This is a genomic window from Streptomyces sp. NPDC044061, assembly GCF_056434305.1.
In genome coordinates this window covers 228,007-248,086 of sequence record NZ_JBWKFL010000006.1, presented here as the reverse complement: position 1 = coordinate 248,086, position 20,080 = coordinate 228,007, and the positions used below count along the sequence as shown (strand labels likewise).

13 protein-coding genes are annotated in these 20,080 nt (G+C 71.9%); 8 read left to right on the top strand and 5 right to left on the bottom strand.

Annotated elements, in window-relative coordinates; translation table 11 throughout:
- Positions 1-57 precede the first annotated feature (57 nt).
- Complete coding sequence (locus tag AC07CM_RS12540) at positions 58-5,397, top strand: amino acid adenylation domain-containing protein (RefSeq protein WP_478876335.1); 5,340 nt, start codon at positions 58-60, stop codon at positions 5,395-5,397.
- Positions 5,398-5,470: 73 nt separating this feature from the next.
- Here the strand turns inward: AC07CM_RS12540 and AC07CM_RS12535 are convergent, their stop codons facing one another.
- The 3 genes from AC07CM_RS12535 to AC07CM_RS12525 form a co-directional block, all read right to left on the bottom strand.
- Positions 5,471-7,666 (bottom strand): helix-turn-helix transcriptional regulator, encoded by a 2,196-nt coding sequence (locus AC07CM_RS12535; RefSeq protein WP_478876334.1) that lies wholly within the window; start codon positions 7,664-7,666, stop codon positions 5,471-5,473.
- A gap of 85 nt (positions 7,667-7,751) precedes the next feature.
- Positions 7,752-7,931, bottom strand: coding sequence for a hypothetical protein (locus tag AC07CM_RS12530; RefSeq protein WP_478876333.1), 180 nt, complete (start codon positions 7,929-7,931; stop codon positions 7,752-7,754).
- A 134-nt stretch (positions 7,932-8,065) separates the two neighbouring features.
- On the bottom strand, positions 8,066-8,407 hold the full coding sequence (locus AC07CM_RS12525; protein ID WP_478876332.1) for a hypothetical protein: 342 nt from the start codon (positions 8,405-8,407) through the stop codon (positions 8,066-8,068).
- 205 nt (positions 8,408-8,612) lie between these two features.
- Between AC07CM_RS12525 and AC07CM_RS12520 the strand changes: the two genes are divergently transcribed.
- Positions 8,613-9,590, top strand: coding sequence for an AfsR/SARP family transcriptional regulator (locus AC07CM_RS12520; protein ID WP_478876331.1), 978 nt, complete (start codon positions 8,613-8,615; stop codon positions 9,588-9,590).
- Positions 9,591-9,618: 28 nt separating this feature from the next.
- Here AC07CM_RS12520 and AC07CM_RS12515 read toward each other — a convergent pair whose 3' ends face one another.
- Positions 9,619-10,656, bottom strand: a complete 1,038-nt coding sequence (locus tag AC07CM_RS12515) for a ketoacyl-ACP synthase III family protein (RefSeq protein WP_478876330.1) — start codon at positions 10,654-10,656, stop codon at positions 9,619-9,621.
- Positions 10,657-11,051: 395 nt separating this feature from the next.
- Here AC07CM_RS12515 and AC07CM_RS12510 point away from each other — a divergent pair, with 395 nt between their 5' ends.
- From AC07CM_RS12510 to AC07CM_RS12485, 6 genes are all read left to right on the top strand, one after another.
- Complete coding sequence (locus AC07CM_RS12510; RefSeq protein WP_478876329.1) at positions 11,052-11,906, top strand: helix-turn-helix transcriptional regulator; 855 nt, start codon at positions 11,052-11,054, stop codon at positions 11,904-11,906.
- A gap of 295 nt (positions 11,907-12,201) precedes the next feature.
- Positions 12,202-13,824, top strand: coding sequence for a peptide ABC transporter substrate-binding protein (locus AC07CM_RS12505; RefSeq protein ID WP_478876328.1), 1,623 nt, complete (start codon positions 12,202-12,204; stop codon positions 13,822-13,824).
- Positions 13,825-13,830: 6 nt separating this feature from the next.
- Positions 13,831-14,754 (top strand): ABC transporter permease, encoded by a 924-nt coding sequence (locus tag AC07CM_RS12500; protein ID WP_478876327.1) that lies wholly within the window; start codon positions 13,831-13,833, stop codon positions 14,752-14,754.
- Positions 14,747-15,727: an ABC transporter permease gene (locus tag AC07CM_RS12495; protein ID WP_478876326.1), complete on the top strand. Its 981-nt coding sequence runs from the start codon at positions 14,747-14,749 to the stop codon at positions 15,725-15,727. Before AC07CM_RS12500 ends, AC07CM_RS12495 begins: the two co-directional genes overlap by 8 nt.
- Positions 15,728-15,734: 7 nt before the next feature.
- A complete protein-coding gene (locus AC07CM_RS12490; protein WP_478876325.1) occupies positions 15,735-16,718 on the top strand; it encodes an ABC transporter ATP-binding protein in 984 nt (327 codons plus the stop codon).
- Complete coding sequence (locus AC07CM_RS12485) at positions 16,702-17,778, top strand: ABC transporter ATP-binding protein (protein ID WP_478876324.1); 1,077 nt, start codon at positions 16,702-16,704, stop codon at positions 17,776-17,778. The genes AC07CM_RS12490 and AC07CM_RS12485 overlap by 17 nt, the downstream gene beginning before the upstream one ends.
- A 110-nt stretch (positions 17,779-17,888) precedes the next feature.
- On the opposite strand, the gene AC07CM_RS12480 is transcribed toward AC07CM_RS12485, so the two are convergent.
- On the bottom strand, positions 17,889-20,021 hold the full coding sequence (locus AC07CM_RS12480; protein ID WP_478876323.1) for a S9 family peptidase: 2,133 nt from the start codon (positions 20,019-20,021) through the stop codon (positions 17,889-17,891).
- Positions 20,022-20,080 lie beyond the last annotated feature (59 nt).

Below are 20,080 nucleotides of genomic sequence, written 5' to 3'. Positions count from 1 at the left end.
CCGCACGCCATCCGCCCATCAGCCGCCAGCGGCCCGAGCCACGAGGAACGCAGACGCGTGAACCCGCCAACAGAGCACCAGGACTGGATCTCACTGATCACCGCAAGGGCGTCGGCCGACCCGGCGAGGACGGCCTTCACCTTCTCCGCCGCCGAGGGCGACGCCCCCGAGGTCCTCACCTACGGCCGGCTCGACCGGCTGGCGCGGGCCGTCGCGGCCCGGCTGCAGCGGCACCGGGCGGTGGGCCGGCCCGTCGTGCTGCTGCAACCGCCCGGCCTCGACTACGTCGTGTCGTTCGTGGCCTGCCTGTACGCGGGAGCCGTCGCGGTACCCGTGTACCCGCCCACCCGCCGGCCCCGGTCGGTGGAGCGGCTGGCCGGCATCGTCGCCGACTGCGGGGCGGACCTGGCGCTGACCACGTCCCGGATCCGTGAACGGCTGCTGCCCGGCGACCACGACGGGCTGCTCATGGACACCCTGCGCCTGGAGGCCACCGACGCCGTGCCCGAGGACGAGGCCGGCCGGTGGCTGCCGCCGGCCGTCACCGCGGACACCACCGCCTTCCTCCAGTACACCTCCGGCTCCACCTCCACCCCGCGCGGCGTGCTGCTCAGCCACGGCAACCTGCTGCACAACTCCGCCCTCATCCAGCGCGCGTTCCGCACCACCGAGCACACCGTCGGCATGTCTTGGCTGCCGCTCTTCCACGACATGGGCCTCATCGGCGGCATGCTGCAGCCGCTGTACTACGGCGGCTCCTGCGCCCTGATGTCGCCCGCCTCCTTCAGCCAGGACCCGCTGCGCTGGCTCCGGGAGATCAGCCGCACCGGCGCCACCGTGAGCGGCGGCCCCAACTTCGCCTACGACCTGTGCGCCGACCTGGTCACGCCCGAAGCCCTGGACGGGCTGGACCTGAGCAGGTGGGAGGTCGCGTTCAACGGGGCCGAGCCGATCCGGGCCGAGACGCTTGAGCGGTTCAGCGCGGCCTTCGCCCCGGCCGGCTTCCGCGCCGAGGCGTTCACGCCCTGCTACGGCCTGGCCGAGGCGACCCTGATCGTCACCTGCAAACCGCACGGCAGCGCACCGGCCCGGCTCACCCCCGACCTGGCCCCGATCGGCTCCGACGGCCGGCCCAGCTCCGCGTTCGAGCTGGTCGGCAGCGGCCGGCCGGACCCCGAGCAGCGCCTGGAGATCGTCGATCCGCAGACCCGGCTGCGGGTGCCCGACGGCTCCGTCGGCGAGGTCTGGGTGTCCGGGCCGAGCGTGGCCCGCGGCTACTGGAACCGGCCTGGTCTCAGCGAGGACACCTTTCGCGCCCGGCTCGCCGACGACGGACCGGACGGCGCCGCCTTCCTGCGCACCGGTGACCTCGGAGCGCTCCGCGACGGCGACCTCTTCGTCACCGGACGGCTCAAGGACCTCATCGTCGTACGCGGCCGCAACCACTACCCGCAGGACATCGAGCGGACCGTCGAGTCCGTGCACCCCGCGCTCCGGCCGAACTGCGGAGCCGCCGTTCAGGTCGACCACGACGGCACCGAGCACGTGGTCGTCGTGCACGAGATCGCTCGCGACCACCAGGACGGCGACCTCACCGCGCTGGCCCGGCAGGTCCGCACCGCCGTCGCCGAGGAACACGGCGTACGCCCCCTCGCCGTGGTGCTCATCCGGGCCGCCACCCTGCCCCGCACGTCCAGCGGCAAGGTCCAGCGCCATGCCTGCGCCGCCGCCTACCTCGACGGCGAACTCACCGTCCTGGCCGCCGAAGGGCACCTCCCGCACACACCCGCCGCCACCGGCTCCGCGCCCGCGCAGCACACGACCGCGCCCGCCGAGGACCTGCTCGCCCTGCCCCCGGAGCTCAGGCCCGGCCTGGTGTTCACGCTGCTGCGCGACCTGCTGAGCGAACAACTCAAGGCCCGCGGCGAGGAGTTCGCGCCGGGCGTGGTGCTGTCGACGCTGGGCCTCGACTCGCTGGGCGCCGTACGCCTGCGGCACGCCCTGCGCGGCCGGATCGGCGTCGACCTCGCTCTCGACGAGGCCCTCGACACCGACCTCGCCGGTCTGGCACGGCTGGTCTGCGACCGACTGGACGCCGCCCCCGAGAACGAGGACTCGGAAGCGGACCTGGCCCGGGACCGTACCGCGGGATCCGTACCCGGCGACCACCCGCTCTCCCGCAACCAGGCGGCCCTGTGGTTCACCGACCAGGTCGCCCCGGGCAGCCCGGCGAACCTGATCGCCGCCTCCTTCGACATCCGCGGACCCGTCGACCCGGAGGCGCTGCGGACCGCTCTGGAACGGGTCACCGCCCGGCACGCGGCACTGCGCAGCACCTTCCCGCTCGTGGCCGGCGAGCCCGTCCAGCGGGTGCACGCCGAGCTGCCTCCGTCGTTCGCGCACGCCGACCTGAGCGGCGCGGACGAGGCGGACTTCGCCGAGCGGGTGGCACAGGCCGCCGAGGCACCGTTCGACCTGCACCGCGGTCCCCTGCTGCGGGTCCGGCTGTTCAGCCGCGGCGACGACGTCCACCGGCTGGTGCTGGCCCTGCACCACCTGGTCGCGGACCTGTGGTCCCTCGCCCTGCTCCTCGAGGAACTCGACGAGGTCTACCCGGCCGTCCTGGCCGGCCGGGAACCCGCCACCGCCGAGGCACTGCCCTACCCGGTCTTCACCCACCGGCAGACCCGTCGCCTGGACTCGCCCGCGAGCCGCGCCCGCCTGGACCGGTGGGCCGAGGCCCTGGCCGGCGTCACGGCCGAGACGGCACCGCCGGCCGACCACGCCCGGCCCGCCGTGCCCCGGATGCGCGGCGCGAGCCTGCCGCTGCGCATCGACGCGGCCACCACGCGCCGCCTGACGGAGCTGGCCCGGCAGGAGGGCACGACCCTCTACAGCGTGCTGCTGGCCGCCTGCCACCTGCTGCTGGCCCGCTGCACCGGCAGCGACGACGTCGTCGTCGGCACCCCGGTGCACGGCCGCGCCGACGCCGACCTCGCCGGCACCATCGGCTGCCTGGTCAACACCGTCCCGCTGCCCGCCACGATCGACCTCGCGGCGCCCTTCACCGCGCTGCTGCGGCAGGCCCACAGCACCGCGCAGGAGGCGTTCGGCGGCGCGGACACGCCGTTCTCCTCGCTGGTGGAACGGCTGAGCCCGACCCGCGACCACAGCGGCAGGCCCCTGGTCCGCTCGCTGCTGACGCTGCACCAGACGCCGGGGGAGCGGTCCGAGGCGCTGGTGTCCATGGCGGTGAACCACGAAGGCACCCCCTTCACGGTCGGCGGCCTCCACTGCGTCACCCGTTCCCTGCCCGTCGGCGGCAGCCAGTTCGACGTCCAGCTCACCTTCGGGCGGGTCGACGGCGGCCTGTCCGGCACCCTGCGCTACGACACCGACCTGTACGAGGAGCGGACCGCCGGGCTGCTCGCCGAGCGGCTGGTGGCCCTGCTGGACGCCGTGTCCCGAGACCCGGGCACCGCCGCCGGTGACCTGCCGGTCATGGGTGAGGCCGAACAGCGGCTGGTGGCACGCGAGTGGAACGACACCGCGGTCGCCCACGAAGCGGACGTGAGCGTCGTCGCCCGGTTCGAGGCGCGGGCCGCCGCCGCGCCCGGCGCACCCGCCGTCCTCCTCGCCGGCGGCGGAGCCGAACCCCTCGACTACGGGCGCCTGGACAGGCTGGCCAACGGCATCGCCCACCGGCTGCACCGGGCCGGCATCGGCCCCGGAGACCTGGTGGCGGTGCTGCTGCCCCGCACGCCCCAGCTGCTCGCGGCCCTGCTGGGCGTGATGAAGTCCGGCGCGGCCTATCTGCCCCTGGACCCAGGGCTTCCGGCCGACCGGATCGCCTATGTGCTGCGGGACGCGGAGACCGCTGCCGTCCTCGCCGACGGCGACGCCGACCACGCCCTGGTCCTGCGACCGGACGGGACGGAGGCGGACCGGCCGCCGGCGGTGCATCTCCACCCGGAGTCCCCCGCGTACGTCATCTACACGTCCGGCTCCACGGGCAACCCCAAGGGCGTCGTGATCGCCCACCGGTCGCTGACGAACATGATCATGGCGATGGGCCGGGACCTGCCGACGGCACCCGGCGACGGCTGGCTGTCGGTGACCACGCCCACCTTCGACATCAGCCTCCTGGACTACTTCCTGCCCCTGGCCAGCGGCGCCACCGTCCATCTGGCGGACCCGCAGACGGCGGCCTCCGGGGCCCGGCTGCGGGCCTGCCTCGACGGCGGGCGCATCACCCACCTCCAGGCCACCCCGGTCTCCTGGCAGCTGCTGCTGGACGCAGGCTGGACCGGCACGCCCGGGCTCACCGCGCTGTGCGGGGGCGAGCGCATGCCGACCGAGCTGACCCGCGAACTGCCCGCGCGGGGCACGAAGTTGTGGAACGTCTACGGTCCGACCGAGACCACCGTCTGGTCGGTGAGCACCCCGGTCGGCTCGGAGACCGCCGACGTACCGCTGGGCCGCCCGCTGGCCAACACCGAGCTGTACGTCCTCGATCCGGGGATGCGGCCCCTGCCGGTGGGGGTGACGGGTGAGCTGTACATCGGCGGTGCCGGTCTCGCCCACGGCTACCTGGGGAGGCCCGCACTGACGGCCGAGCGTTTCGTGCCGCACCCCTTCGGCGCTTCGCCCGGCGCCCGGCTGTACCGCACCGGTGATCTGGTGCGCCGGCGCGCGGACGGCCGCCTCGCCTTCGTAGGACGGGCCGACACACAGGTCAAGGTGCACGGACACCGCATCGAACTCGGCGAGATCGAGAGCACCCTGGAGCGGCAGCCGACGGTCCGCCGGGCCGCGGTGATCGTCGACGGAACCGGTTCGGACGCGCGACTGGCGGCGTACGTCGAGCCGACCGGTCCGCACCTGGACCGCGGCGAGCTGCGCACGGCCCTGCGGGCCTGGCTGCCGTCGTACGCGGTCCCATCCGTCATCACGGTGCTGGACGCCCTGCCCCTCACACCGAACGGCAAGGTGAACCGGCGCGCCCTGCCCGAACCCGACCCGGAGCAGGGCCGGGAGGAGCAGGACGGCCACGGGTCCGCGCGCACGCCGGCCGAACGGCGGATCACCGAGTTCGCCGCCGCGCTGCTGCCCAACGTACGGATCGGGCGCACCGACGATCTGTTCGAACTCGGGGCCCACTCGCTGGTGATGTCCCGTCTCCTGGAGCGGGTCCGGGAGGAGTACGGCACGGTTCCACCGTTCGGACTGCTCTTCGAGAGCCCCACGGTGGCCGCGATCGCCGCGTTCGTGGCCGAGGCCGTTCCGGCCCCGGCCAAGCGGCCGGCACTGGTCCGTGCCGATCGCGCCCGCTTCGTGGCCGGAAGGGGAGCCGACGGGAGACTGAAGCTGCCGGCCGCGGCCGAGGCACGCGGGTGAGACGGCGGGCGGCCCCGGGCGACCGGGGCCGCCCGCCCGCACCGTCTTCCCGCGGACCCGGGGCCGCCCCATGTCACCGGCCCGGTTCCGGGACCCGGTCCGAGCGGCCCACCATCGCGGCGACCTCCGCTCGGGAGGAGACGGCGAGCTTCTTGAAGATGCGGCCCATGTGGGTCTCCACCGTCTTGTGGCTGACCTCCAGCGACCGGGCGATCTGCTGGTTGGTCCGGCCACCGCTGACCAGGACGGCGATCTCCAGTTCCCGCTTGCTCAGCCGGGACAGCCCCTCGCAGCCGGCGGCAGCCGCCCCGGCGGTCCCGCCCCGGGCGCCGTCGGCCTCGTCGAGCGGTGCCACGGATTCGGGCGGCACCGCCGGGGTCGTGGGCGTCGTGGCCGGTGCCGGGTCACGCCGGGCCGGTGCGAGCCCCGCCAGCGCGCTGGCGAACCGGGGCGCGAGCACCCGCAGCCGCCGGGACTCCGCGAGCCGCAGGCCGCGCTCGTAGTGCCGGTGCGCGGCGTCGTGCCGGCCCAGTGCGGCCTCCGTCCCGGCCAGCCAGTACAGCCCGTCGATGTGGGGCACGACGGCGTCGTCGGCCGCCCGGTCCAGCAGCCGGGCCGCCGCGACCGCGTGGAAGTCCGCGTGTTCCCCCGACGCGGACTTCAGGGCGGCCGCCGCGCTCAGCGCGTAGATCCCGGCACGGGCGACAGGTCCGAGGTGCTCAGCCGTGGTCAGCAGCGTGGTCACCAGACCGTCCGGCACCGGGCGCGCGGTGTCCAGGGCGAGCGCGATGCGGGTGGCGAGAAGCCCGGCCCGCTGCTCGTGACCGTCGGGTACCGCCTCCTCCATGGCCGTCGCCAGGACGCGGTCGGCGGCGTCGTGCGCACCCGACAGCCACAGGGCCTGCCCGTACCAGTGGGCGGCGTCGAGCCCTGCACCGCTCCCGGCCTCGCGCACCCGGGCCAGCGGCCCCAGGACGTCGACCGCCTCCCGCAGCCGGCCGCACAGGGTCAGTGCGCTGCCGAGCTGCAACCGCGCCCGTGCCGCGTCCTCCTCCGGCAGCCCCAGGGCGAGTGCGGCACGCGCCCAGACGGCCGACCGCTGCGGGTCGTTCCACTGCCGTACGCCCGCGGCCCGCAGCAGGATCTGTGCGCTGTCGCGGTCGCCGAGCGACGCGCCGTGCTGCAGATGCTCGGCCAGCCGGACGGCGTCGGCGTCCCGCGCGGCCAGCAGACGGGCCGCACGGGCATGGGCGCCGAACAGCCAGCCGGGGCCCGCCGACTGGTACGCGGCAGCGCGGAGCACCGGGTTGCCGAAGCCGAGCAGCGACGAGGTGCCCTCCGCGCGCAGCAGGTCCTCACCGGTCAACTCGTCAACGGCCGAACGGAGTTCCTCCTCGCTCACCTGGGCCACGGCCCGCAGTGCGGCGGGGTCGAAGGGCTCGCCGAGAACGGCCGCCGATCTGACCACCAGCCAGCTCGCCGGACTCAGCGACGCGAAGTCGCGCAGCGTCTCGGTGAGCACGTGCAGGGGGAGGGAGGGCAGGGCGCGGCCGTCCGCACCGAGCAGACTCCGGGTGGAACCGAGGGCCTTCAGCAGCCCGGGATTGTGCTCCGAGACGTCGAGCATCCGCTCCTGCCGGGACCGGCTGAGGTCGTCGGGCAGCAGGGCCAGCGCCTCCTGCGGGTCGAGCACGGCAGGCGTGAGGCGATGGGCCGACTGCCGTGCGGCGGCCTGGTCGAGCAGGTTCCGCAGGCCGGGGTCCGTCTGGCGCGGACGGTGGGCCAGGGCCAGCACCACCCGGCCGGCCGGAGGGTGGCGCAGCAGGTAGGACAGCAGGTCCACGGACGCCTCGTCGGCCCGGTGCACGTCGTCGAGCGCCAGGAGCATTCCGGTGGCAGGGCTCAGTGACTCCAGCAGGTTCCGCACGGCACGGAACACCTGGTAGCGGCCGAAGGGGTCGCCCGGGAGTCCGGTTCCGGCGAGGGGCTCGTCCAGCGCGTCCATGAAGAGCCCCAGGGAGATGGAGCGGAACGGTTGGGCGGAGGCGGTGCCCGAGGCGACGCTCCAGCCGTGCAGGGCGGCCTCGGCCGAGAGCCGGGAGAGAATTTCGCTTTTTCCGGTCCAGCGGTCGCCGCGGATTTCTACGACGGGGGCGGTCGTGGACTGGAAGATCCAGTCCAGCGGATCACTGCGAGAAATTTCCAGGACCCTGTTCGGCGACGATTCAGGGGTGCTGCTGAAAAGCGGAAGATCGGCCTCGATGGTCATCTGATGTGCCTCTTCGTGGAATTTCTCAGGAGCAGGGATTCTGGTGCGAGGCCAAGCAGTCGGGCCGCATGCGGGGCCCTGCCGGTCACTGCCAGCCGGTGGTGTCCTTCGTGGTGACGGTGGGGGCCGCGTCCGCGGCGACGGTGGTGCCGGACGCGTGCTGCTCGCCGTGCGCCGTCAGGGGGGCCGCCACGAGCAGCGCGACGACGAACAGCAGGGCGGCGACGGCGGTCTTGGCGGCGGCGGTCAGGGAGGTGACGGACATGGTGACTCCTCTTTCAGGGCAGGGCGGACCAAGGTCCGCAGTGGTGGGGAGAGGGCCTCTGCCGGGGCGTCCCGGGGGGCGATGACCAGTACTTTTCCTGAGGTGACGGGGCTTGTCACCGGTTCCCGACTGGCCTAATCCGCCGGTGGCATAAGCCGTCCACCGTCGTCGGGCAGGCTCAGCAGCCACTCGAAGTAGGGCGTGGGCAGGGCGGCTTCGCAGCCGACGAGGCAAACCCCTGACAGGGAGTCGTGGTGGTTCAGGGCCCGCTCCACGACGGCTCGGGCCGCGGTCTCCGCGAGGCGCAGGGAGGGTGCTGACAGGAACAGGCCGAGCACCGGTCCGGTGGGCGCGTCGGGGTGGAACACGCTGTGCCGGAGCCCCTCGTCGGGCTCCGCGCAGCGTGCGACGAGAGCGGCGAAATCAGCGGGAAAACGCGTGCCGGAGGACTTCAGGCGCGCATGGACGAGAAACATGCCGGTGAGCATGCGGCAGCCCGCCTCACCGTCACCACGAATTGTCCCTGGACGTTTTCTGCGCTGGCCGGAAAAGGCCACGGGGCGAGGCGCTGACCTATTGCGGCCGTTGACGCTTTCTGCCGGCGGTGTGTCCGGGGCGTCCGTCGGTCGCACGGCCAGAATGGGGATCGTTCAGCGTTCACGTTCCTCGCGGGAGAAACCCATGACCAAGGCCACCTCGCAAGGCCCGTACCCCGTGCCCGGGCTTCGTCTGGACCTGACGGTCCTGGGCGAGGTCCGGTGCCGCCGCGACGGTGTGGAGCTGCCGCTCGGCGGCCCCCGGCAGCGGTCCCTGCTCGCCATGCTGGTGCTGCGCGCCGGCACCCCGGTCGGCCGGGACGAACTGCTCCAGGCCGTCTGGTCCGGCGACGGTGCCGCCTCGGGCGGCAATCTGGTGCAGGTCTACGTCTCCAAGCTGCGCCGGCTGCTGGAACCGCAGCGGGCGCCGCGGGCGGCGGGCGGGATCATCGAGCGCATCGGCTCCTCATACCGGCTTGCGGTGACCGCCGCGGAGCACGACCTCGGCCGGTTCCAGACCGCGCGGGCCGAGGCCCGCACACTGCGGGCGGCCGGCGAGCCCGTGGCCGCCGAACTGGCGGCCGCCCGGGCCCTCGCCGAGTGGCAGGGGCCGCCGCTCACCGGCGTCGGCGGTCCGCTGCTGGAGATCGAACGGGCCCGGCTGACCGAACTGCGCCTCGGCGCGGTCGAGGACCACGCCGAACTCGCCCTGCTGGCCGGCACCTACGCCGAGGCCGTCCCTTCGCTCGTGGCGCTCACCGCCGAACATCCCTACCGGGAGCGCCTGTGGGCCCTGTTGATGCAGGCGCTGTACCGGGCGGACCGGCAGGCCGACGCACTGGCCGCCTACCAGCGGGCGAGCCGGCTGCTCGGAGACCAGCTGGGCCTGACCCCCGGGGCGGAGCTGCGCGCCGTGCAGCAGGCCGTGCTCTCGGGGGTGCCGGCGGCGCTCGTCCCGCTGCCCGGAACAGGGGATCGCCGCCCGCCGGCCGTCACCACCCTCGCCGCACCCGCACCCGCACCCGCACCCGCACCCGCACCCGCACCCGCCACCGGCTCCGGCCGCAGACTGACACTTGTTCGGGAGCCCCACGGCCCCGTGCCGCAGGGGCCGGCCGCGTAGCCGCGCGGGCCGGGCAGGCGGGCCCCGCTCAGTCGGACCAGCTCGGGATCTCCGTGATCTCGACGACCGCCGAAGTGCAGCTGTACCCCGTGCCACCGCCGACCAGCAGGACCCGGTCGCCGGGGAACACCTGGCCGGACTCCACCAGGTCGTTGAGCCCCGCGAAGTGGTCGCCCGCTCCGAGGTGCCCGACCTCGCTGCAGAACTCCCAGTTGGAGATCTTCTCGTTCAGGCCGAGCTGGAGCTCCAGCTGCCAGCGCATCCGGGACCGGCCGGTGGCGTTGAGCACCACCCGTGCGACGTCCTCCATGCGGGTGTCCGCGTCCGCCAGCGCCTGGCGCACCGAGGCGTCGGCGACCTGGGCCGTCCGGAGCGTCAGTCTGCGCGGATCGCCGTTCGCCCTGACGTACTCGTCCGCGAGGGCACTGAGGTCCAGCGGACGGTCGGTCCGAGCCGGATCCGTGGCCGGGAGCGCGGGACGGGAGATCGCCTCCAGGGAGTTGTCCACCGCGGTCGAGGTGGACAGCAGCCGGGCGAACCCGCCGGCGGCCGACAGCACCAGCGCGGTGCCCGCGTCCCCGTACACCAGCCCCCGCTCGCAGCGCCAGCGGTCGAACGACGGGCCGGAGAACCGGTCCGCGGTGGTGAGCAGCACGGCGCCGTCCGCGTCCAGGTGACGGGCACCGAGTTCCAGCGAGGAGACCCCGGCGTTGCACGACTGCTGGAGGCCGAAGGCCGGCACACCCGAACCGGCCGCGCGGTCCGCCACATAGGAGGCCGGCGCCCACATGTCGGCGCCCTGGAACCAGACATGGCTGTGGAACACCGCGGACACCCGCTCCGCGGCCGTGCCCGCCCGCCGCAGCGTCGTACGCGCCGCACGTGCCGCCATCTCCGGAGCCGCCGGGCCGTCGTCGGCCCCGGTCTCGGCCGCGGTCACCGACACGATCCTGTTGGCGGCGTGCTCGTCGGCGTCGTACGCCCCCGCCGCCACCGCCTCCTCGGCCGACAGCCTGCCGGGCAGCCAGACCCCGGTCGCCGCTATGTGTACCCCGTCCCAGCGCATCCCGTTCCCCTCTCCGGCCCCGGATCCGGATGAGGGGCCGCCGTGTGCATCGATACTGACATCGGACAGTTGACTGCTTCTTGCACCATTCGGAAGATTTCCCTACGGCTCCTTGGTGACTCTCCGTACGTTGATTCATGAAGTTCTGAAGATCTACTGAAGGCCGTGCGTCAATGACGCCCTTCTGATGGACAACCTCGGCAGGTAGGATGCCTGCGCGCCGGTCAGGCCAAACCGGTTCGCGAAGGGGGATATGGGTGTTTGACGTGCTCGGAATAAAGGATGAGACCGCCAGTATCTACCGCGCAGTACTGAGTCATCCGGACAGGGATTTCCACGAGATCCTGGCGATAACGGGCCTTTCGGAGAATGAACTCCGCAGTCAGCTGGACATATTGAGCGAGTTGTCGCTGGTCCGGATTTCCGCCGAGTTGCCCGCCCGGGTGCGGGCGGTCGGCCCGCAGACCGCGCTGAAATGGCTGCTGGCCCGGCAGGAGGCCCGGCTCGCGGAGGAACGTAAGCGGACGGAGGATGTCCGGATCGCGGTGGAGAAGCTGGCCGCGGAATTCACGGAGACGCCCGGCGGACCGGTCGGTGAAATCGAGCAGGCGGTCGGAATAGACGAGATCCGGGATCGCATCGGCCTCCTCTGCCGGGAGGTGACCACCGAAGTGATGGCATTCGCGCCGGGGGCTCAGACGGCCGAGAACATGGAGGCGGCGAGACCGCAGGACCAAGAACTCCTCGACCGTGGGGTGCGAATGCGCACCCTGTATCTGGACAGCGTGCGCAACCATCAGCCGTCCGTCGCCTACGCCACCTGGTTGACCGGCCGGGGCGGCCAGGTCCGCACGGTGCCGACCCTGCCGGTCCGGATGCTGATCGTCGACCGGCACACCGCGGTCGTCCCGATGGACGACGAGTCGACCGGCGACGGGGTGCTGCTGCTGCGCGGCAAGGGCGTTCTCGCGGCCATGTGCGAACTGTTCGACAGCTTCTGGCAGCGGGCCACGCCGCTCGGCGGTACCCGTGACCCCGAGGTGCCGCACCGGCCGAGCCGGGTGGAGACGGAGTACCTCAGGCTCCTGTACGACGGGTACACCGACGAGGTCATCGCCCGCCGCCTCGGTGTCTCACCCCGGACCGCCCGCCGTATGGCGGCCGAACTGATGGAGAAGCTGGAGGCCCGCAGCCGGTTCCAGGCCGGGGCGAAGGCGGTCCAGCGCGGATGGATCAGCGCCGGTCTCTGACCGCTGCGGGATCCGTACGCGGCAACGCTTACGCAAAAACGTATCTTCAGAAGCTCTGTCCGCCGTGCGTCGTCACGAGCCGCGGCTGACACGTCTCGTGTGCCGAGCGGCGAGGCGGGGGTCCCGCGCCTGGACGAGGTGCGGGCCTTTCTTCGTCCTCGCCCCGCACGGCCGCTCCATCCACCGTGCATCCCCCCGTCACCCCAACGGCCCCTCAATCGAGCGGCGCGCATGCGGTATGTGCCTTATGTGCCGATATTGACCGGTACTGTGAGTGATCGCGGAGGAGGCACGCATGCGTGGATTCACGCACGCCCGATGGGCCGCCGGTGCGCTGGCGGTGGGGCTCGCCGCCACGGCCTGCGGAAGCGGCACCGGCGGTGCGGGTGGTGCCGGGGTGCTGACCTCCTCCTGGGGCGATCCGCAGAACCCGCTGGAGCCGTCCAACACCAACGAGGTGCAGGGCGGCAAGGTGCTCGACATGATCTTCCGCGGGCTGAAGCGGTACGACCCCCGGACGGCCAAGGCGGAGAACATGCTCGCCGAGCGGATCGACACCCCCGACTCGCGGAACTTCACCATCACCGTCAAGGACGGCTGGAAGTTCAGCAACGGGGAGCCGGTCACCGCGAAGTCCTTCGTCGACGCCTGGAACTACGGCGCCGGCCTGAGGAACAACCAGAAGAACGCGTACTTCTTCGGCTACATCGAGGGCTACGACAAGGTCCACCCCGACAGCGGACCCCAGACCGCCGACACGCTCTCGGGGCTGAAGGTCACGGGCCCCAGGACCTTCACCGTCAGGCTCAACCAGAAGTTCTCCAGCTTCCCCGACACCCTCGGCTACGTGGCCTTCGCCCCCCTGCCGAAGGCGTTCTTCACCGACCACGCGGCCTGGGTCAGCAGACCGGTCGGCGACGGGCCGTACCTGATCGATTCTTACACCAAGGGCTCCGCGATGGCCCTGAGGAAGTGGGACGCCTACCCCGGCCCCGACCCCGCCCGCAACGACGGTGTCACCCTGCTGGTCTACACCGACAACAACACCGCGTACACCGACGTGCTGGCCGGCAACCTCGACCTGGTCGACGACGTGCCCGCCACCCAGCTCAAGAACGTCGAGACGGACCTGAACGGCCGCTACATCAACACCCCCGCCGGCATCCTGCAGACGCTCGCCTTCCCGTACTACGACCCGGCCTGGAACACCGACGGAGCCCGGAAGGTCCGCACGGGTCTGTCGATGGCGATCAACCGCGGGCAGATCACCCAGACCCTGTTCCGCGGCACCCGCACCCCGGCCACCGACTGGACCTCGCCGGTCCTCGGCAAGGAAGGCGGCTTCCAGGCCGGTCTGTGCGGCCACGCCTGCGAGTACGACCCCGTCCAGGCGAAGAAGCTCGTCAAGGAGGGCGGCGGAATCCCGGGCGGCGCACTGAAGATCACCTACAACGCGGACACGGGCTCGCACAAGCAGTGGGTGGATGCCGTGTGCAACTCCATCAACAACGCGCTGGGCAACGACAAGGCCTGCGTCGGCAACCCGGTCGGCACTTTCGCCGACTTCCGCAACCAGATCACCCAGCACCGGATGTCCGGTCCCTTCCGGGCCGGCTGGCAGATGGACTACCCCCTGATCCAGAACTTCCTGCAGCCGCTGTACTACACGAACGCCTCCTCCAACGACGGCAAATGGTCCAACAAGCAGTTCGACAGGCTCATCGACCAGGCCAACGCCGAGACCGACACCGCCAAGGCGATCGCGCTCTTCCAGCAGGCCGAGGGCGTGGTGAGGGACAACATGGCCGCCATCCCGCTCTGGTACCAGAACGGCAGCGCCGGCTATTCCGCCCGGCTGTCCCACGTGGCGCTCAACCCCTTCAGCGTGCCGGTCTACAACGAGATCAAGGTCGGCTGACCCGCCATGGGGCGCTATGTGGTCAGGCGACTGGTCCAGATGATCCCGGTGTTCATCGGGGCCACTCTGCTGATCTTCGTGATGGTGAACGTGATGGGCGACCCCATCGCGGGGCTGTGCGGCGAGCGGGCCTGCGACCCGGCCACCGCCGCTCAGCTGAAGAAGGAGTTCGGCTTGGACAAGCCGGTCTGGCAGCAGTACCTCACCTACATGGGGAACGTCTTCACCGGCGACTTCGGTACGGCGTTCAACGGCCAGCCGGTCACCGAGCTGATGGCGTCGGCGTTCCCGGTCACCATCCGGCTCACGATCGTCGCCATCCTCTTCGAGATCGTCATCGGCATCACCCTCGGCGTGCTGACCGGTCTGCGGCGCGGCCGGCCCGTCGACACCTCGGTCCTCGTCCTCACGCTCGTCGTCATCTCCGTGCCCACCTTCGTCACCGGCCTGCTGCTCCAGCTGCTGCTCGGCGTCCAGTGGGGCTGGATCAAACCGTCCGTCTCCCCTCAGGCCCCCTTCGACGAACTGATCGTGCCCGGCCTGGTCCTCGCCTCCGTCTCGCTCGCCTATGTCACCCGGCTCACCAGGACCTCCATCGCGGAGAACAAGCGGTCCGACTACGTCCGCACGGCCGTCGCCAAGGGCCTGCCCCGGCACCGGGTCATCACCCGGCACCTGCTGCGCAACTCCCTCATCCCCGTGGTCACCTTCATCGGCGCCGACGTCGGCGCGCTGATGGGCGGGGCGATCGTCACGGAGCGGATCTTCAACATCCACGGCGTCGGCTACCAGCTCTACCAGGGCATCCTGCGGCAGAACACCCAGACGGTCGTCGGCTTCGTGACCGTGCTCGTCCTGGTCTTCCTGGTCGCCAACCTGCTCGTGGACCTGCTGTACGCCGTGCTCGACCCGAGGATCCGCTATGCCTGAACAGTCGTACGAGTCCGAGGGCGCGATCGCCGGCACCGGGATGGGCGGGGCGATGGACCTCGCCGCGAGCGAGGCGACGACGCTGGAGCGGGCGCCGGGCGGTCCCGAGGGCACCGGCCCGCAGGGCAAGCCACGGTCGCTGTGGTCCGACGCCTGGCGGGACCTGCGACGCAACCCGGTCTTCATCATCTCCGCCCTGGTCATCGTCTTCCTGGTCTTCATCTCCCTGTGGCCCTCGGCGATCGCCCCCGGCAGTCCCCTCAAGTGCGACCTGGCCAAGGCCCAGGACGGCCCCGGGCCCGGTGCCCCCTTCGGGTACGACGGCCAGGGCTGCAACGTCTACACACGGACCGTGTACGGCGCCCGTACGTCCGTCACGGTGGGCGTGTGCGCCACCCTCGGGGTCGCGATCCTGGGGTCGGTGCTCGGTGGGCTGGCGGGCTTCTTCGGCGGGGTGTGGGACTCGTTCCTGTCCCGGACGACCGACATCTTCTTCGCCATCCCAGTGGTCCTCGGCGGTCTCGTCCTGCTCTCCGTGGTGACCAGCAACACCGTCTGGCCCGTCATCGGGTTCATGGTGCTGCTCGGCTGGCCGCAGATCTCCCGCATCGCACGCGGCTCGGTCATCACCGCCCGGCAGAACGACTACGTCCAGGCCGCCCGCGCCCTCGGCGCCTCCAACTCCCGCATGCTGCTGCGCCACATCGCGCCCAACGCCGTGGCGCCCGTGATCGTCGTCGCCACCATCGCGCTCGGCACCTACATCGCGCTGGAGGCGACCCTGTCCTACCTCGGCGTCGGCCTGAAGCCGCCGAGCGTCTCCTGGGGCATCGACATCTCCGCCGCCTCCCCCTACGTCCGCAACGCCCCGCACGCCCTGCTGTGGCCCTCGGGAGCCCTCGCGCTCACGGTCCTGGCCTTCATCATGCTCGGCGACGCGGTACGCGACGCCCTGGACCCGAAGCTGAGGTGACGGCGTCATGCTGCTGGAAGTGCGGGACCTGCACGTGGAGTTCCGGACCCGGGACGGGATCGCCCACGCCGTCAACGGGGTGTCGTACGCCGTCGACGCGGGGGAGACCCTGGCGGTGCTCGGTGAGTCGGGCTCCGGGAAGTCGGTGACCGCGCAGGCCGTGATGGGGATCCTGGACATGCCGCCGGGAGGGATCACCGGCGGCGAGATCCTCTTCCAGGGCAGGGACCTGCTGACGCTCAAGGAGGAGGAGCGGCGGCGGGTCCGGGGCGCCCGGATGGCGATGATCTTCCAGGACGCGCTGTCCTCGCTCAATCCGGTGCTGTCCGTGGGCGACCAGCTCGGCGAGATGTTCGTCGTGCACCGCGGGATGTCGAAGAAGGACGCGCGGGCCAAGGCGGTCGAGCTGATGGACCGGGTGCGCATCCCGGCCGCGGCCCAGCGGGTCCGGGACTACCCGCACCAGTTCTCCGGCGGCATGCGCCAGCGCATCATGATCGCCATGGCGATGGCGCTGGAGCCGGCGCTCATCATCGCCGACGAGCCCACCACCGCCCTGGACGTCACCGTCCAGGCCCAGGTCATGGACCTGCTCGCGGAGTTGCGGCGCGAGGACGGCATGGGACTGATCCTCATCACGCACGACCTCGGCGTCGTCGCGGACGTGGCCGACCGGATCGCGGTGATGTACGCGGGGAAGATCGTCGAGTCGGCCCCCGTCCACGACATCTACAAGGCGCCCGCCCACCCCTACACCCGCGGCCTGCTGGACTCCATCCCGCGCCTGGACCAGAAGGGGCAGGAGCTGTACGCCATCAAGGGCCTGCCGCCGAACCTGATGAACATCCCGCCCGGCTGCGCCTTCCACCCCCGTTGCCCGATGGCCCGGGACGTCTGCCGCACGGACGTGCCCCCGCTGTACGAGGTGTCCGACGTACGCGGCAGCGCCTGCCACTTCTGGAGGGAGTGCCTGAATGGCCCCGCCCACTGAGCCGATCCTGGAGGTCAGCGGCCTCGTCAAGTACTACCCGCTGACCCGGGGGATCCTGTTCAAGAAGCAGGTCGGCGCGGTGAAGGCGGTCGACGGCGTCGACTTCACGCTCGGCAGGGGAGAGACCCTGGGCATCGTCGGGGAGTCCGGCTGCGGCAAGTCGACGGTGGCGAAGATGCTGTGCAACCTGGAGCGCCCGACGGCGGGTTCGATCAGGTTCAAGGGCGAGGACATCACCAAGCTGTCCGGCCGGGCCCTGAAGGCCGTCCGCCGCAACATCCAGATGGTCTTCCAGGACCCGTACACCTCCCTCAACCCCCGTATGACGGTCGGCGACATCATCGGGGAGCCGTACGACATCCACCCCGAGGTGGCCCCCAAGGGCGACCGCCGCCGCAGGGTGCGGGAACTCCTGGACGTGGTCGGCCTCAACCCCGAGTACATCAACCGCTACCCGCACCAGTTCTCCGGCGGCCAGCGCCAGCGCATCGGCATCGCGCGGGGCCTGGCCCTGCACCCCGAGGTGATCGTCGCGGACGAACCGGTCTCCGCCCTGGACGTCTCGGTCCAGGCCCAGGTGATCAACCTGCTCGACCGCCTGCAGTCGGAGTTCGAGCTCTCCTACGTCTTCATTGCCCACGACCTCTCGATCGTCCGGCACATCTCGGACCGGGTCGCGGTCATGTACCTGGGCCGGATCGTGGAGATCGGCCGGGACGCCGAGATCTACGACCACCCCACGCACCCCTACACCCAGGCGCTGCTCTCCGCCGTTCCCGTCCCCGACCCCGAGGCCCGCGAACACCGCGAACGGATCATTCTCACGGGCGACGTCCCGTCCCCGACCGACATCCCCTCGGGCTGCCGTTTCCGCACCCGCTGCTGGAAGGCCCGCGAGCGCTGTGCCGTGGAGGTCCCGGCACTGGCGGTCCCCGAGGAGTTCCGCCACGCCACCGGCCCCGCGGCCCACGACTCCGCCTGCCACTTCGCGGAGGAGATGCAGGTCGTGCCGCCGGAGGAGCCGCAGCTGCCCGCCGGGAACGGCAACGGGCCGGGGTGACATGGTGCACCCCGGCCCGTTCACGGCACCCGCACGGCCGTACGCTGTTCAGCCTCCCGCGTCCGTATATCGGTACCGCTTCCGTCAAGTTGCCTGCGTGTAAACGTGGTTCACGCAGGTTTGCCCGGTTGTGCCAGCGAACGCCTGAGGAAGTCCAGCTGCAGTCGCAGCAGGTTCTCGGCGACGGTCTCCTGCGGGGTCATGTGGGTCACCCCGGACAGCGGCAGGACCTCGTGCGGGCGGCCCGCGGCCAGCAGGGCCGAGGACAGGCGGAGGGAGTGGGCCACGACCACGTTGTCGTCCGCCAGCCCGTGGATGATCATCATCGGGCGGTGCGGCTCGGCCGGGTCGACCAGACCCGCGTCGTCGACCAGCGAGTTGCGGCGGTAGACCTCCGGCCGCTCGTCCGGATGGCCGAGGTAGCGCTCCTGGTAGTGGGTGTCGTACAGCCGCAGATCGGTGACGGGTGCCCCGACCACCGCCGCGTGGAAGACGTCCGGCCGGCGCAGTACCGCAAGCGCGGCCAGGTAGCCGCCGAAGGACCAGCCCCGGATCGCCACCCGGTCCAGGTCCAGCGGGAACTCCCCGGCGAGCGCGTGCAGCGCGTCGACCTGGTCCTGCAGGACGACCGCCGCCAGGTCGTCGCGTACCGCCTTCTCCCAGGCCGGCGAGCGCCCCGGCGTGCCCCGCCCGTCGGCCACGATCACCGCGAAGCCCTGGTCGGCGAACCACTGCGAGGTCAGGTGCGCGTTGTGGGCGGCGACCACCCGCTGGCCGTGCGGCCCGCCGTACGGGTCCAGCAGGACGGGAAGGGGAGTGTCGCCGGGGTAGTCCGTAGGCATAAGCACGGCGCACGGAATTCGGCGTGCGCCCCCCTCGATGAGCGTCACACGGGGGGACAGACCGGGATCTTCGGTGTACGACGTGACAGTCGCCGTTCGTTTTCCGTCACGCAGCACCTGGACATGCGCGCCCGGACTGTCGAGCCTCGCGGACACCAGCACCGTCACGCCGCCGGCGCGCACCGCCGAGTGAACCCCGGGCTCCTGCGACACGCGCTCCACGCCGAGTTCGTTGACCCGGTAGACATGAACCTCGCCGGTCTCGGGGGAGTCCGCCTCCTCGCCCGCCGACGCCGAGACCAGCACGTCGTGGGCCGTCACATCGAGCACCGCACGGATGTGCAACTGCGGTCCCGTCAACGGTCGTTCGCCCACGGTCAGGACCCGCGCGCCCCCCTCGTCCGCGATCCGGACAAGCTGCCCGGACGGGCTCCAGCAGGGCACACCGGCGAAAAGTTCCAGCCATGTTGGATCTTCATCGGCATGCACCATCCGGGTCGAACCGGAGTCCGGGTCCACCGCCAGGAACACCTGTCCGCGCTGGTCCCGCGACTGCACGAGCAGCAGCGGCGCACCCGCCTGTGACCAGTGCACACGCGCCAGATACGGATAGCGTGCCCGGTCCCAGACGACCTCCGTGCGCCCCCCGTCCAGGCCCAGCACGAACAGCCGTACATCCGCGTTCGCGGTCCCTGCCGCGGGGTACCCGATGTGGTTCGGCTCACGCTCCGGGTGGGCCGGATCCGCGATCCACCACCGCCGCACCGGCGTGTCGTCCACCCGCGCCACCAGCAGCCGGTCCGACTCCGGCGCCCACCAGAACCCCCGCGAGCGCCCCATCTCCTCGGCCGCGATGAACTCGGCGAGCCCGTAGGTGACCCGCTCCGACTCCGGTTCCGCGAGCGCCCGGTCGCCCTCCCCCTCGGCGCCCACCACCCGCAGCGCGCCCTCGGTGACGTAGGCGATGTGCCGTCCGTCCGGCGCCGGACGCGGGTCGATCACCGGTCCCGGGACCGGGAGTTCGCGCGCCGTGCCGGCCCTCAGCTCGGCCGTGAACAGCCGCCCTGACAAGGCGAAAGACGCCAACTCCACGGCCGCGTCGGTGGCGTAGCCGACGATGCCGGCCCCGCCCTCGCGGCTGCGCTCCCGGCGCGCCCGCTCCTCGGGCGAGAGCTGTTCCGAGGCGCCCCCCAGGAGGGCGCGCGGGTCGGCCGCCGGACGCTCGGCGCCGTCGGCCGGATCGAGCACCCACAGCGAGTTGGCCCGGTCCGTGCCGGAGGGCGAGCGCAGGAACGCGATACGCGAACCGTCGGGTGCCACGGTGAACGCGCGCGGCGCGCCGAGCGTGAACCGCTGGGTGCGGGCGTGCCGACGGGGGAAGGAGTCAGCCTCGGTCGTCATACCCCTGACCATATTGGCCATGCGCCCCCTTGTGCGGCCGTGCGCCGAGCGATGCGCGA